Raw genomic sequence first — 14,575 nt, 5'->3', positions numbered from 1 at the left:
AAAAAGCCTTGATTTATGCGGGTTTGAAAGGCTCTAAAGCGTGACATCTCTGCCTTTGTTTCCGCTTTCTCTCGGCGGCTTTGATTTTCTTCATGCGCCCGGCGCAGTCGGGGCAGTATTTTCCCCGGTTGGATTTGGGGACAAAGGCCGCCCCGCAGACGGCACACCGTTTCCGGCTTCCCCGGCACAAGAGGGCTGCGGCCAGCTCCCCGTCAAGGGGCAGGACAGCCACACGGAACCAGTGGCACATGAGGGAAAAGGAAATGCTCTGGACGCACACGCAAGGCTCCCCGTCGTCCAATAGCAGGCAGTTCCCCTCATCGTAGTTACAGCACTCATGTACCAGCCGCCGCGCCCGCCGGTGCTGGCGGTAGTCCATGTGGGGCAGGTTATCGCTCATGGCTCTGCTCCTTTCTGCGGTGCGGCTCGTCCCGGCGCAAAATCTGGTCGATGTTCCGCTTGACGGTCTGCAACTCCTTGAACCGCTGTTTCTGTTCGTGATAGGTGTTATACAGGCCGTCTTTCTCGGAGATAAGCTGCTCGATCTCGGCCTGCAACGCTTTCCGGGCGGGCAGCTTGGTAATGCCATGCGCCTTGAAATACCGGGCTGCTGCGTCGGCTATGATAAAATCGCTCTCATGGGCCTGCCGGTATGCGGCGCGGGCTTTCTCGGATTTCTGTGCCCGCAGCCCGTCGCGGGCGGCCTTGGTCTGGGCGTAGGCCAACACCTGCCGCTGCAACTTCTTTTTCCCTTGCAGCTTCGTTTCCAGTGCTTTCAGTTCGCCGCTGGTCTGGCGCATTTTCTGATAGGCGGTGTCAACGGCGGCTTCTAACTGCTCCGGGGAAGTAAAGCCGTATTGCTGGTAGACGGACAGCGTTTTGGCGGCCTGCTTCAGATTGTGTATCTTCGCCCAGCGTTCATAGCCCCGGCCTTTGCCCTCGGCCATTTTCTGCTCAATGTCCACAAGCCGCTGCACTCCGTCCTGTTTCGGGGCGGCTATCTCGGCTCTGGCAACCTGCAAGCGGTCTTTTATGGTGCGTGGGGGATCGGGGGATCTGGCTGGCGCTTCGGCTGCTCTGGCGGCGTTTTGCTCTAAAACGGCAAAGACAGCGGCGCGGTCAAAATCGTCGCCCAGCTTCCGGGCGGTAATTGGCTTTGTCCTGTCCGGCGTGAGGTAGGAAAGCCGCCCCCGGCTCTCCTTGACGGTCACACCCTCCTGCAGCAACAGAGAGGAAAACTCGTCAAAGCTGGCGGCGGTGGCAAGGGCTTTCCGTAGGGTCTGCCGCAGCTTCTCCTTGTTCGTTTCAAACTTGGTCTGCCGGGGCGTGATACTATCGGCAATCATGGGGGCGTTCTGCTTGTCCAGCGCGGCCTGTCCCTTTTTCTGCGCCCAATACTCCCGGTCGGTGACGCGGTTCTTGCTGCCGTTCAAGAGGTCGATTTGATAAAGCCCCTCCCGGTGGCACATCTCCATGACTTCGGATTTGAAGTAGCGCAGGGCAGCGTCGGTACATCGGTGCTTGCAGCCGACTTTCGTATCGGCCGGCCTGTCCATGTAGGGCAGGAACGGCACTTCCTCAATCCGCAGGCTGTTTATGACGATATGCACATGAATGTTGCCGCTGTGGTTATGCCCGTCCGGGTGGGTGCAGACAAGGGCCTGGTGGCCGGGAAAATGCTCTTTACAGAATTGTTCCCCCAACGCCTGCGCCCGGTCTACGGTCAGGCCGTTGTCCGGCCCGTCCCGCGGGTCAAAGCTGATGATGTAGTGGTGGCTTTTCACATCTTCCCGCCGCTGGTTTTTCTGATAGCGGAGATTGGCCCGCATACACGCAACGGCAAAATCCTCCCCGTCGCAGTTCAGCGTGGACAGCCGGTAGTCCTCGCGGGGGATAAGCCTGCCGGTTTCATCAAGGACGGGCTTCATGGTAAACTCGTCATGCTCAAAGAGAAGATATTGCTCGGCGGCTCCGTAGTCGGCGTTTTTAGAGTTGATATGCTTGAGTGTTGCCAACCGCGTCACCTACTTTCTTGAGGACTTCATACTTGAGGACGGCAAGGTCGGATATGGCGGCGCGTACCTCGCCGGAAAGGGTGTTGTAGGGTACGCCGTATTCGTTCAGATACCGGGCAATCTGATTGAGGTTGCCGCCGATCCTGCCGTACTCGGCTGTCAGCTTCCCGACAGCGGAAAGCAACTCGTCATTGACCGACGACACATGGACAACCGGGCGTATGGTCGCCCGCCGTATCGCCTGCCGGAGAAATTCGGACTGGCTGATACCATAGGGCGCAAGCCGCGCTGTGAAGTCGGCATACTCATCTTCGGACAGCCGGGTTTTCACAACGCGGCTGCGGTGGGGCGTGTTGTATTTCTTTCGCATGGTGTGACCTCCTTTCTCGCCCGTAAGGGCGCATGAGCAGGGTTTGGGGAAGGCACTCCCCAACAAGTTTCCCGCGAGGGGCAAAACTGCAGAATTGCGGATTTTGGCACCGTGGTAGAAACTTGCTCTCCGTGACTGCAAACTTTCTCTCACTTCCGTCCGCCACTTTTTTGGAAAACTGCAACCACAAAAGTTTGTTTCTCTTTTTCTGCTACTACTAATCCTGTAAAGGGCATTCCTGCCCGCTTTCGCTAAAATGACACCGGACGCAGTGGTTTCTACCCGGTGTTGGAGAAATCCTTTCTCTTTGCCCTCTACTACGGGTAAATGCTCCAAATGCCAAACACCAGGGCAGAAAAATTCCCTCCTCGCTTACTACTACAACCGGCAGGGGGCAAAATGGCCGGGAGCGGAGCCGGACAACAAAAAAAGCAGTAAATCTTTTTCAAGACTTACTGCTTTCGCTGGCCGCGTCGGTGGCGGCTGGTATTCAGTTTTTATGACTTGTCCGGTGGTTCGTCAAGCCGGAACTTGAATTGACAGTCAATTAACCGCTGCTTTACATAGTCCTCCACCTCGGCGTTGACCTGCCCGTTCACTTTTGAGAAATAGCGGATATATCCGGCGTAGTGGAGCAGGACAGCGTTCACGGCTTCTGGGTCGCCCTCACGGGCTTTGAGGATTGTTTCATAGGGGAGAAGTCTACTCATACCGGCTCACCCCCATTTCTTCGCGTAGCCGCTGCAAGGCAAGCTGGATATGCCGCCCCGCTGTGCTGCGTGACCGGCCAATACACGCGCCGATCACGCGCTGCGGCTGGCGCAGAAAGTAATAGCGCAGGATTTCTTCCCGCGTCTGCTCCGGCAAAACAGAGATCGCGTCGGCAAGGGCGGCGTTGCAGAGCAGGACGGTCTGACCGCAGACGGTAAATGGGTATTCCTCGTCCGGCTCCGACGCGGCAAACTGGACAAACTTCTCGTTCATCAGATAGTCAAGGGAAACTTGCCGTTCCCATTGCCGTTTAAGCTTCAAAATCTTGTCCAAGGCGGCACAGCGGATAACAGTCTTGCAAAAGGCGTTGTACCTGCGCTGGATATATTCTTGATAGGCTATCTGGTCGGTCATGGAAATTCCCCTTTCTGAATAATAGTGCGGGGCGGTGGCACTTCTTGCTGTCGCCCCTTGATTGCCTACCAGCAAAGGCGGGCGGGGCTGTCAACGGCTGCGCATATGCGCCGTTCATCTTGACCGTTGACTGGCTCGGCTGGGTTTGCTATTTACCCGACAAACTTGAATTTATTTTAAGCTATCACGTTTTACCTTCTTAAGCCTTACTATCATTACCATAGGAATTTCTTTGTTGGTTTTAAAACATTCTTCATAAAATCCATCAATGACAAATCCAGCTCTAAAACAAAGGTTAAAAATATCTTGTATGGAACGATGATAATAAATCTGCTCTTTCGGTTGCCCTTCAATCGCTATATCATAGTAACTGTGCGGTGTCATATATTTTTCAGTCAACGTGACAAAACAAGGGTGTTGCGTTGCAAAGACAAAAATTCCGCTTTCCTGCAACAGTTCATAAACAGCCATAAGAAGTGGTTCAATATCCGTAATATCCATAATTGCCATATTAGAAACTGCTTTCGTAAAGGCTCGATTTCTTTTTAATTCTAATATACTTTTTCTATCGGTCGCATCCGCCACACAAAATTCAATTTGTTTTGCATATTGTGATTGCCGTCTTTTAGCCAATTCTATCATTTTTTTGCTGTAATCAAAAGCGACAACCGAAGCGCCTCTTTGTGCAAGATACGAAGAATAATTTCCATTGCCACACGCAATATCCAAAATGTAATCCGCAGGATTAGGAGATAGAAGTTCCGTTACTTTGGGACGCACTACCTCTCTGTGAAATTCATTAGATTCGTCACCCATTGCATTATCCCAAAATTGTGCGTTCTCCTCCCAGATTTTTTTACTTTCCTCTGTTCCCATGTTCTCTCCCACTCCCCAAATTTGCTTTTTTGCTTCCATTAAATCTTCCTTACTATATTCCATTGTTACCCTCCATAACTTCTGATTGTTGCCGTCTTGACGATTATGTATCTTTACATTACCTTCTGAAACATATGGCGCACCTTGTCCAGGCGGCTGTTTGGACGGCGGGGCTGGATGACCGGCTGACCGACAGCGGCCTGATATCCTTTCAGCTCTGTAAGGCATACGCTCCGCCCGTTGGTGTAAAAGGCCAGATCAGTACGGTATGCCTGTATACAGCGGGCGGGAATCTCGCCAGTAAAGACAACTTCATCCTTTTTTACCTGGGCCGTTTCGATGGTGGCACAGTATTTCGGTGCATCATGATAAGCCCTGGAAAGGTATTCCTGGGGCGCATAGAGGATGAAGGAGAGATAAGGTTCCAGCAGCTGCGTCCCCGATTCCTTCAATGCCTGTTCCAATACAATCGGGGCCAATGAGCGGAAGTCCGCCGGCGTGCTGACCGGACTGTAATAAAGCCCGTATTCAAAGCAAATCTTACAGTCCGTTACGTTCCAGCCGAACAAGCCCTGCTCCAGCCCGTAACGGATACCATCCCTGACAGCGTTTTGAAAACTCTGGTTCAAGTATCCCAGCGAAACCCGGCTCTCGTATTGTACACCGGAGCCAAGCGAGAGTGGTGTAACAGACAGTCCTATGGATGCCCAAAACGGGTTGGGCGGCACCTCGATATGGATGGTGTGGCTGGCTGCTTTGAGCGGCCGCTCCATATAAATGACGGAGGGTTCCTTTACCACTGTTTCAAGCTTGTATTTTTCCGACAGCAAAGCGGAAACAACCTCCAACTGCACCCGGCCCAAAAAAGAAAGAATGATCTCATGGGTGATGGAATCCACTTCGCAACGCAAAAGCGGGTCAGTATCCGCAAGTTGCGTAAGAGCGTCCAGCAGCCGTTCTCTTTGCGCTGCCGTTTTCGGCGCAATCGTCGTCCGCAGCATGGGGAGGGGGTCCTCGCGCCACCTTTTACGAGGGAGCCGGGTTTGGTCCCCTAATACATCGTTTAACCTCACGCTGTCGCTGGGAAGGATAACAATTTCACCCTGATAAGCGGTGTCTGTCCGAACAATTTCCCCTTTGGATGGAATACGCATCTCTGTGATTTTCAGCTTTTCTCTCCCGGCCAGGGCCACCGTATCCCGCAGGCGCAGCGTTCCGCTGTATAACCGTAGATAGACACGCCGCTGGCCGCAATCGGTGTACTCAACCTTGAAAACGCTGCCGCATAGGGCGGCGCCCCCCTGTTCCCCAATCGGTTGGAACAGCCCTGTCACCGCATCCATCAACGGTTGAATGCCAAGGCCATTTTTGGCGCTGCCATGATAGACTGGGAACAGGGAGGCGTCTTGAACCCGCTGCTGTTCCTCCCGCGCAAGTTTTTCCCGGCTGATTGGTTCTCCTGCGATATACTTTTCCAATAATTCATCGTTATTTTCGATGACCGCATCCCATGCTTCTATGTCGGTATTTTCCTCCAGGACTATTTCCGGGGACAGCGACACCGTCTGCTTGATGATAATATCGGCGGAGAGCTTATCCCGAACAGACTGAACCACGCTCTGCAAATCAACGCCAGCCTGGTCGATCTTGTTGATAAAGATAACGGTGGGAATGTTCATTTTCCGCAGGGCATGGAACAGAATACGGGTCTGGGCCTGCACGCCATCTTTAGCGGAGATCACCAAGATGGCCCCATCTAAAACAGCCAAAGAGCGGTACACCTCCGCCAAAAAATCCATGTGGCCGGGCGTATCCACAATGTTAACTTTACATCTGTGCCACTGGAAGGAAGTGACTGCCGCTTGAATGGTAATCCCACGCTGCCGCTCCAAAAACATGGTGTCCGTCCTCGTTGTCCCTTTTTCGACGCTCCCCGGTTCTGAAATGGCTCCGCTGGCATATAGCAGGCTCTCCGTCAAGGTCGTCTTTCCAGCGTCTACATGGGCAAGAATTCCAATATTGATTATTTTCATGTGATTGTCCTCCCTTTACAGCCCCAAAGGGCATAAAAATCCCCAGCAGTAAAATACTTTTACCACTGGGGATTATAAGTTGCGGACATACACATATACAGCATACACCTGTTTGTGATTGCTGTTTTTGGGGATATGTCAAAATTGATAAGGCAAAAGTATTCTTAAATTGGGTACAAAAAACTAAGCCCCTACAAAAGGAGCTATCATAATCCTTTGTTCCCACTATTTGATTATAGTTTTATTTAAGAATACCTTGCCGCATATTTTTTACTCCTTTTCTGGATTAAATCATTGTATCACATCAGTTTTAGGAAAGCAAGTACCTAAAAGAAATTTTTCTTCCCCTTATATGTAACAATCATACCGGCTTCCTAGCGTTCAGAATGTTTTCTGCTGTCTGCTGTGGTGTTTGGTTGGAATTGTCCAACCAAAAGCCGATCCGTGGTGTTGTCTGCATTTTACTAAATACAAATTCAATGTATACAGAAAGATATAAGGAGTGGGAGGGATTCCGCCGTAGTTGGCATTGTAGGAAAATCCAAAAGTTTAGATTTTCCCACAATGCTTATCTTTTGGTCTTTGGTTCGGAATAGTGTAGTGCTGGCGGTCTATCTCTTGTTTTCGGTTGCTTGCTTCCTTACCGTACATGAGCATTGGAGCCGGGGTTGTCGGAGCCGTAGCCCTCCAGGAGATTGACGACGCCCCAAACACCCAGGCCAGCGCCCAGGGCCACAACAAGGGTCTGCAAAGTCTGAACAGCGGAAGCGAAAAACTGCATAAAAACCTCCATTTTCTTCGGGGACGAAGCCCCGGCCATGAAAAAAGCCGCCCTTGTCAGGCGGCGCGTCTGCCTCTGGACACGGTGTCCAGAGCTATACAAAAGCGTCCGGGTCGTCCAGGTCGTCATAGTTGAGGATGTCCTCGTCCTCGCCTATGTTCGCCTCGTCCAGCATGTCCGCCTCGTATACGGTATATTGCTCGTCGGGGTCCAGCTTCTCCATGCGGCGGTTTATCAGGCGGGACAGGTCAAAGGAATTTTTCTTGTCCGCCTCCGCCGTATAGCGGTAGTTGGGGTGCTGCTTCAAGTCGTACTTGGGGGAGAAAAAGGGCCGTAGCCCCCGGAGCTGGATAATGCACTTGTCGCCGGGCATGGTGGTGAGCTCGTCCATCGTCATAAGCTCCCGGCCCAGGCGTTGGGTATTCTGGCTGTAACTCTCGGACTGCCCGCGGGACCGGCTGTCCGTCTGCATGGAGATGGTCTGCTTGCCCAGCCACGCCTCGGAAATCTCCTTGACGGTGGAGTGCTCCCGCCCGCCCAGGAATACCACACTGTCCATATTGCCCATGATCGTTTCGGCGTTGTCCTTGTAAATGGCCTTGCATTGGGACTGGGCCTGATAGAACAGGGTCAAACTGACCTCGCGGGAGCGGATCACCGCCACCAGCTTCTCCAGGTTGGGCACCTGCCCGGTGTTGGCGGCCTCGTCCCACAGCACCCGGACGTGGTGGGGCAGGCGGCCCCCGTGTACGTTGTCCGCCCTCTCGCACAGGAGGTTGAACATTTGGGAGAACGCCAGCGCCACAATAAAATTGTAGGTCGTGTCCGTGTCGCTGATGATGAAGAACGCCGCCGTCCGCTTGTCCCCCAGGCGGTCCAGCTCCATCTCGTCGTAGCTCATGATCTCCCGGAGCTGGGGAATGTCAAAGGGAGCCAGCCGCGCACCGCAGCTAATAAGTATGGAGCGGGCTGTCTTGCCGCTGGCTAATTTGTACTTCTTGTACTGCTTTACGGCGAAGCAGTCCGGCTTGCGCTTCTCCAGGCCCTTGAACATATAGTCGATGGCGTTCATAAAATCCGGGTCGTCCTCCTTGACCTCCATGCCGGAGATCATGTCCACCAGGGTATTCATGTTCCGGTCCTCCTCCGGGCCCTCGAAGATGATATAGGCGATCAGGGCGCAGTATAAAAGCGTCTCCGATTTGGTCCAGAATGGGTCCCCCTCCTTGCCTTCCCCCTTGGTGTTCGCTATCAAAGTGTTCACGAATTTCAGAATATCCGCCTCATTTTTGATATAGGCCAGGGGGTTGTAGTGCATAGAGCGGGAAAAATCAATGCTGTTGAAAACCTTGATCTTGTACCCCTTTTTCTTCTGGAGGAAATACCCCACCTGGGACAGAACCCCGCCCTTGGGGTCCACCACCACATAGGAGCTGTGAGCCTGGAGAAGCTGGGGGGTGAGCCAGAAGCGGGTTTTGCCGGAGCCGGAGGAGCCGATCACACAGGCGTTGAGGTTCCGGGCATTGGCGGGGTTCTTGGGCCGGGTGTTGGTGGTGAGAAATTCCGTCCCGGAGAGAATAATATTTTTCTCAAACTTGGGATCGACGAAAGGGGCAATATCTTTTTCCGTTCCCCATCGGGCGGAGCCGTATTCCTCGTCCCGGCGATACTTTTTCGCGTTCTTGGCCTTGACATAGACGAACAGCCGGATCGCCGCCGCCCCCGCGATCCCCACCAGCCAGTCCACCGGGTCCAGCCCAGGGGCGGGGGAGGCAAAGGCCGTGTTGATCGTGCCCATCATGCCCACCAGCTTTTGGCCGATGTTGGCGCCAGCCGCCAGCCGGTAGGCCGTCCCCAGCTTCAAGCAGCCCCAGGCCATGAACAGGTAGGGCAGGTTGGGGAGGAGGTATTTTTTCAAACTACCTTTCTTCACGCTCGGCCTCCTTTACCCGTTCTTTTTGGGGCCGTTGCCGCAGCAGCTCCCCGGCCCGCTTCATCCGCTCCAGAATGGGAACGCGCCGCGCCCTGGGCCGGTCCAGCACCCGGCGGGAGTATTCCCCGAAACAGGCGGTAATGGCGTCGGCCTGCTTGGATTTGAAGAACAGCAGATATTTTCCGTCGCCGTTCTTGTAAAAGGCGTAGTCCACATTCCAGCGCCGGGCCACCCGGTCAAACTCCCTGGGGGCCTCCACGGGGAGGCTGTTGGTGGCCTCGCCCTGCTTCATGAGCTGCTTGACGCTCTGTCTGCCGTGGGGCGTCTTGTGGGTCTGCCGCTCCTTTTGGATCTTCCGGCCAGCCGCCCGCAGCGCCCAGGCCAGCGCCCGCGCCGTCAGCTTTCCCGTTCGGATGGAGAGGGCGATTGTCCGCCGGGAAATATCTTCATCTACAATATATACCACCTCCTATTTGCCGCCGGGCCGCCTCTGGACACCGTGTCCAGAGGACTACCGATCTTCCCGGTCCGCCTTGGGCGCGGGCCGTTCAGCGGACGGGGCCGCCCGATCCGCCATTTCCTGATAAGCGGCCATCTGCTCCCGGATGGGCAGCTTGGGCATGGAGAACACCCGCTGCTCGTCGGGAATATCCTCCCGCCCGTGGTAGTGCTCCACGAAAGAGCCGTGATCCCCTACCACATAGCCGCCGGGGGCAAAATGGCCGTCCTCATTGATCCGCACGTCCCGCCCGTATGCCTCATAGTCGATGTAGTCGATCAGGTGCTCCGGCACCTGGGAGCTGTCTACCTCCAAAAGATACATCCGCCCCAGGGCCTCCTCGCTGTCAATTTCGGGATAAAAAATGTAGGCGTCCAGGTTTTGGGCCAAATTGATTAAATCCTTGACGCTGCTGGTGTACTCGCCGCTGTCCATGACGGCCTCAAACATTTTCAGCCCGCCCTCGTCCAGCTCCGACAGCACACAGGCCAGATGATTCAGCTCGTCGATGCTCTCATACTCGCCCAGGTGTTCCCGTAACCCCGCTATATCGCTTTCATAGTTGGCAATAAAAATTTCCTCATACAAAATGCCGTCTATGCCGATATTTTTCAAAGCTGTCTGTACGGTTTCGGCGTCGGTGGGGAATGTTACCCGCTCATAGGCAAGCACCCCCTCGTTGTACTTGCCCAGGTTCGTCACGCAGGCTTCAAGTATCGCTATATTTGATCCCTCCCTCCAGTTCCTCTTTTACTCCCGCCATGATGTACTCCGCGCAGGGCAGGGCGATGGAATTTCCCAAAGCCTTTTGACGGGCGCGGGCGGAGACAGGCCGCCCGTCGCAGCCGTAGGCCGTCCAGCCGTCGGGCAGGCCCATCGCCCGTTCCCCCTCCGTGGGGGTCAGCCAGGTAATGACGCCCTCCGCCTCCCGGCCCTCCCGCCACAGGGCAAACACTGTCAGCCCCCCGGCCATCAGGGTGGGAAAAGGGTCAGTTGGTTTTCCAAAGCTCCCCAGGAAGTTCCCAACGTCCCCCGCTTTGGCCGCGCCCCGCATACGGTAGCCTTGAAAGGGGTGGACGACTGGTAGCGGCCCCCCTGCTTCAACAACAGATATTCGATTGCCTCCGGCGGGGGGCAGCCCAAAGTCTCCGCAAGGCGCAGGTATCGGGAACAGGCGGCGGGGCTTAAACAGGATCGCTCCGGCACGTCGGCCTCTAAGATCGGCCACGACAAACACCCGCTGACGCCGGGCCAGCCGGGGGTCTGCCCAATGCTGGGCGTCCAGCAGCCGCCAGCACAGGTCACGCTGTCCGCCTCGCACCATTCCGGCGCTGGCCCAACGTCCAGAAGCAGGCATTGGAATTTCGGCGTCTGTGAGAGATTGCAGGACGGCTCTAAAATCCAGCCGGTCTCCTGATAGCAGAGCTCCCATGACGTTTTCCCAAATAACGATAGTTGGAAATTGACCTCCAGTGGCATCCCTCATTTCCTCAATGATACGGACCGCCTGGAAGAACAGGCTGGATTTTGCCCCGCCCAGCCCCTCGCGGCGGCCCGCGCTGGACAGATTTTGACAGGGTGAGCCAAACGTGATAATGTCCACGGGCGGGACCTCGCCGCCGTGGAGCCGGGTAATGTCGCCCAGGTGCTCCATGTCCGGGAAGTGGCGTTTTGTGATGGAGATGGGGGCCTTTTCGATCTCGCTGGCCCACAGGGGGACGATCCCCTGACGCCGGGCGGCCAGGGGGAACACGCCGATCCCGTCAAAGAGACTGCCCAGGGTCAGCACGTCCGGCGGCCCTGTCCCTTTACGGTCAGAATACCCTCCAGGGTGGTCGCCGTGATCTTCAACCGCTGGGCAACGGCGATGTCGTTCTTGACGCTCTCGGTGACAACATGGCCGCACACCACCAGCACACGGGAGCGGCGCAGCAGGTCCCGGCTCATGTCAATGCTGCTCTTGTGCTCCTCCGGCACCGCGTCATTGAGAAACAGGGGGAGATACAGCGTAGGGCAGATAGGCGAAAAACCCGCTTCATAGACAGCCCGACAGTACCGGGCGGCCTGTTCCGTCGCCTCCGTGGGGTCGCCGCTCCAGGCGGCGGTAACATACGCCAAAGGCATTTTCATATTCAAAACCTCCGTTCAGAATCAATATTGGTTGGATTGGTGGGCGGGGAAGCGGGTCAGCCCCTTTTCCCCCCGCCCCTTTTCCCCCCGCCCCTTTCCCCATTCTTGGGGAAAGGGGGGCGGCTCTGGAGGATTTTCCCCCGTCGCGCCTTGGGAGTAGCACAGCCGGGACTGCCAGTCAAGGGTGCGGAGCACCGCCGCGCAGCGGCGGCGTTGCCCTTGACAGGCTGCCCCGGCTGTGCTATGGGTGGCGCGGCGACGGGGGATAATCCGGCAGAGCCCTTTACGGGGACGGGGAAACGGAAAACCTCTGGACACCGTGTCCAGAGGTCCGCTTACTTCTCCATTTCCTGTTTCTTCGTGCCCTTGCCCAGCTCCGGGGGCTGCTTCTCTTTCCACTCCCCCAGCAAGGCCATGATCTGATCTTTCATTTCACGGGGCGTCTTGTCCTTGCCGAAAAACTGGCTCAACTCCGCAGAACTGATAATCACGTCAAAATCCTCCTTTTTCTTCTCCTGGCTCAACACCGCGTCGATCACGTCCGGGTTGAGCTGATTTTTTTCGTCCATCTCCCGCAGCTTCTTGGCCTGGGCCTTGGAGGGGGACGACTGCTGCCCCTCGATGGACACGGCGATATACTTCTGGTGCTTGGGCTTGATACGGGAAATCTCCACGGCGGGGGTGAACGACAGCTTGCCGCCGTCCATGAGCTCTTTCAGCTCCGGCACAAGGTCATTCAGATAAATATACCGCTGGACCGTCTTGCCGCTCATGCCGTTGCGCTCGCCCACTTTGTCCAGGGACAGCTTGCCAATGTCCTCGTCCTCGCCCCGCGTTCCCTGGTGTTTGATGGCCTCATACTGCTGCTGCAAGGCCGCCGCCTTTTCGCTGGGCAAAATCGTTTCACGGTGGCGCAGGTTGTCATCCGTCATAGCGAGGATGGCTTCATCATCCGTCAGGTTGCGGACGATACAGGGCATATTTTTGAACCCCGCCAGCTCACTTGCCCGCTGCCGCCGGTGGCCCGCTATGATCTCATAGCCGCCGCCCTCACGGGGCCGCACCAGGGCGGGCTGGTGGACGCCGCCAGACTGGACGGACGCAACAAGGCCCTGCATCTCCACATCGTCCCGGACGCCGAACGGGTGGTTCTGGAACGGGTGAAGCTGGTCCAGGTCCAGATAGACGATCTCCTCCTTTTCACCACGGGAGGCGTCTCTGGGCTGGGGCGGCTGCTCCGGCGCGGGAGGGGGCGGGGCCGGGTCCTCTTTGGCCGGGGCGGGCCTGCCCTGCCTGGGGGCCTTGTCCTGCTTGGGGGCCTTGGCCGACTTTCCAGCGCCGCCGCCACCGGGGGCCTGCTTCTCCGCCTTGGGCGGGCGGCCCTTACGCTTGGGCTTGTCCTCCTGGGCCGGGGCCGCCTTTTCCCTGGGCGGACGGCCCCGGCGGGGCTTTTTCTCCTCCTCCTGGGGCTTCTCCCACTCTTGGCCGCCCTCCGGGGCCGGGGCCTCAGCAGAAATATCGGCCTCACACACTGTCTGCTGGGCCATGATTTTATCAATCAAATCGCCGGAGATGTCAATTACATTTCCGGTTTGACGCTCAGGTATCGGCGTGTCCGTCACATTGGCAACAGGAATATCCAGCTTGATTTGCTCCTGTATTTCAGCATCGGGAAGCGGGGATTGTCCTTTGGTCATAGGGGCTTCATTTTTCTCCACTTACATACCTCCTTCTTCTGTTGTTATATATGAAAACGCCGCCCATAGTCTCCATAGGGTGGCGCTCCATGTAATGTGATAGATTTTATTGTAGTTTTTTAGGATTTTGTTTGACTTTACGCACTTTCCTATTAAAATCGTCCCCGTGGGGCCTTCCGCTCCGGTAGCTCCGGTAGCGCCAGCAGCACCAGCAGCGCCAGTTGGACCAGTCGGGCCGGTCGGGCCCGCAGGACCAGCGGCACCCGCAGGGCCGGCAGGGCCAGTTGGGCCAGTAGCGCCGGCCGCTCCGGCAGCGCCAGTGGCCCCGGTGGCTCCAGTCGCCCCTACAGGACCCGTGGGGCCGGTAGGGCCTTGGACAGACACCAACTCAAAGTCAGCGGATGTGCCGGGAGTACCGCTGGGATTGGCGATCCGGGCCCGGTACAGGCTGCCGTTATAGGTCACAAAGTCCCCCTGGGCATAGGGTGTGCCTAGCGCGAATGTGGTCACAGTTTCCAGCCCCTCGCCAGCGGGGCCGGTGGGACCGATGGGGCCGGCGGGACCCTGAGCGCCAGTAGCACCAGTGGCACCGGTTGCGCCGGCAGGGCCAGCAGGACCAGTGGGACCGGTCGGGCCGGTCGGGCCGGCGGGGCCCTGGGCGCCGGTAGCTCCGGTGGCACCAGTTGCACCCGTAGCGCCAGTCGCGCCAGCAGGGCCAGCAGGACCAGCGGGGCCAGTAACGCCGGCTGGGCCGGGGATTCCCTGAGGTCCGGTGGGGCCAGTGGGACCAACGGGACCAGGATAGCCCTGGGGTCCGGTCGGCCCGGTGGGGCCTACCATGGACGGGAAGGGAGGAGGACAGGGACAGGGAGGCGGGCAAGGGGGAGGACAAGGAGTGGGGCAGCAGGAAGTAGAGCCGGACTGACCGCAGCCACAGCCGCAGCTGGAGCTGGTGCCGCCGTTCAGATAGGCGACCACGCCGTCCCGGCGATTCTGCTCCCACTCAGAAGCACAGTATCTTCTCATAAGACGCTCCTTTGCACGGTAAAAAATGGGTGTGGCGATGCCACATTCCATCCTATGCTGAATCAACGCGCCTGTGCGCGGCCTGTCAAA

At 56.7% G+C, this 14,575-nt stretch carries 14 protein-coding genes and 1 pseudogene; all 15 read right to left on the bottom strand.

Going from position 1 to position 14,575, the window contains the following annotated elements; genetic code table 11:
* Nucleotides 1–13: 13 nt before the first annotated feature.
* Nucleotides 14–400, bottom strand: a complete 387-nt coding sequence (locus MCG44_RS06065; protein ID WP_002596231.1) for a cysteine-rich VLP domain-containing protein — start codon at nt 398–400, stop codon at nt 14–16.
* Nucleotides 390–2,015, bottom strand: a complete 1,626-nt coding sequence (locus MCG44_RS06060; RefSeq protein ID WP_002596230.1) for a relaxase/mobilization nuclease domain-containing protein — start codon at nt 2,013–2,015, stop codon at nt 390–392. The genes MCG44_RS06065 and MCG44_RS06060 overlap by 11 nt, the downstream gene beginning before the upstream one ends.
* Nucleotides 1,987–2,385, bottom strand: coding sequence for a plasmid mobilization protein (locus MCG44_RS06055; protein WP_002596229.1), 399 nt, complete (start codon nt 2,383–2,385; stop codon nt 1,987–1,989). The genes MCG44_RS06060 and MCG44_RS06055 overlap by 29 nt, the downstream gene beginning before the upstream one ends.
* A 497-nt stretch (nt 2,386–2,882) precedes the next feature.
* On the bottom strand, nt 2,883–3,095 hold the full coding sequence (locus MCG44_RS06050) for a helix-turn-helix domain-containing protein (protein WP_002586615.1): 213 nt from the start codon (nt 3,093–3,095) through the stop codon (nt 2,883–2,885).
* On the bottom strand, nt 3,088–3,510 hold the full coding sequence (locus MCG44_RS06045; protein ID WP_002586616.1) for a sigma-70 family RNA polymerase sigma factor: 423 nt from the start codon (nt 3,508–3,510) through the stop codon (nt 3,088–3,090). The genes MCG44_RS06050 and MCG44_RS06045 overlap by 8 nt, the downstream gene beginning before the upstream one ends.
* A 171-nt stretch (nt 3,511–3,681) precedes the next feature.
* Nucleotides 3,682–4,449 carry a class I SAM-dependent methyltransferase gene (locus MCG44_RS06040; RefSeq protein WP_002586626.1) on the bottom strand — a complete coding sequence of 256 codons (768 nt, stop codon included), beginning with the start codon at nt 4,447–4,449 and terminating at the stop codon, nt 3,682–3,684.
* A gap of 50 nt (nt 4,450–4,499) precedes the next feature.
* On the bottom strand, nt 4,500–6,419 hold the full coding sequence (gene tet(W), locus MCG44_RS06035; protein ID WP_002586627.1) for a tetracycline resistance ribosomal protection protein Tet(W): 1,920 nt from the start codon (nt 6,417–6,419) through the stop codon (nt 4,500–4,502).
* Between the two features lie 652 nt (nt 6,420–7,071).
* Nucleotides 7,072–7,200: pseudogene (locus tag MCG44_RS06030) on the bottom strand (Maff2 family mobile element protein); the annotation flags it as partial.
* A 94-nt stretch (nt 7,201–7,294) separates the two neighbouring features.
* Entirely contained in the window at nt 7,295–9,079 is a 1,785-nt protein-coding gene (locus tag MCG44_RS06025; RefSeq protein WP_263858447.1) for a VirD4-like conjugal transfer protein, CD1115 family, read from the bottom strand.
* Between the two features lie 40 nt (nt 9,080–9,119).
* Nucleotides 9,120–9,599, bottom strand: coding sequence for a PcfB family protein (locus tag MCG44_RS06020; RefSeq protein WP_412531135.1), 480 nt, complete (start codon nt 9,597–9,599; stop codon nt 9,120–9,122).
* Between the two features lie 45 nt (nt 9,600–9,644).
* A complete protein-coding gene (locus MCG44_RS06015; protein ID WP_240287279.1) occupies nt 9,645–10,334 on the bottom strand; it encodes an antirestriction protein ArdA in 690 nt (229 codons plus the stop codon).
* 7 nt (nt 10,335–10,341) lie between these two features.
* Nucleotides 10,342–11,421 carry a DNA cytosine methyltransferase gene (locus MCG44_RS06010; protein WP_240287277.1) on the bottom strand — a complete coding sequence of 360 codons (1,080 nt, stop codon included), beginning with the start codon at nt 11,419–11,421 and terminating at the stop codon, nt 10,342–10,344.
* Entirely contained in the window at nt 11,415–11,762 is a 348-nt protein-coding gene (locus MCG44_RS06005) for a hypothetical protein (protein ID WP_240287275.1), read from the bottom strand. The genes MCG44_RS06010 and MCG44_RS06005 overlap by 7 nt, the downstream gene beginning before the upstream one ends.
* A gap of 335 nt (nt 11,763–12,097) precedes the next feature.
* The gene (locus MCG44_RS06000) at nt 12,098–13,480 is read right to left on the bottom strand and encodes a ParB/RepB/Spo0J family partition protein (protein WP_240287273.1); all 1,383 of its coding nucleotides are present in this window, start codon (nt 13,478–13,480) and stop codon (nt 12,098–12,100) included.
* On the bottom strand, nt 13,481–14,485 hold the full coding sequence (locus MCG44_RS05995; protein WP_240287271.1) for a carbohydrate-binding protein: 1,005 nt from the start codon (nt 14,483–14,485) through the stop codon (nt 13,481–13,483).
* Between the last annotated feature and the right edge of the window lie 90 nt (nt 14,486–14,575).

It is taken from the genome of Lawsonibacter sp. OA9 (assembly GCF_022440585.1).
The sequence above is the reverse complement of the archived record's forward strand: the minus strand, read 5'-3'. Positions and strand labels throughout refer to the sequence as shown.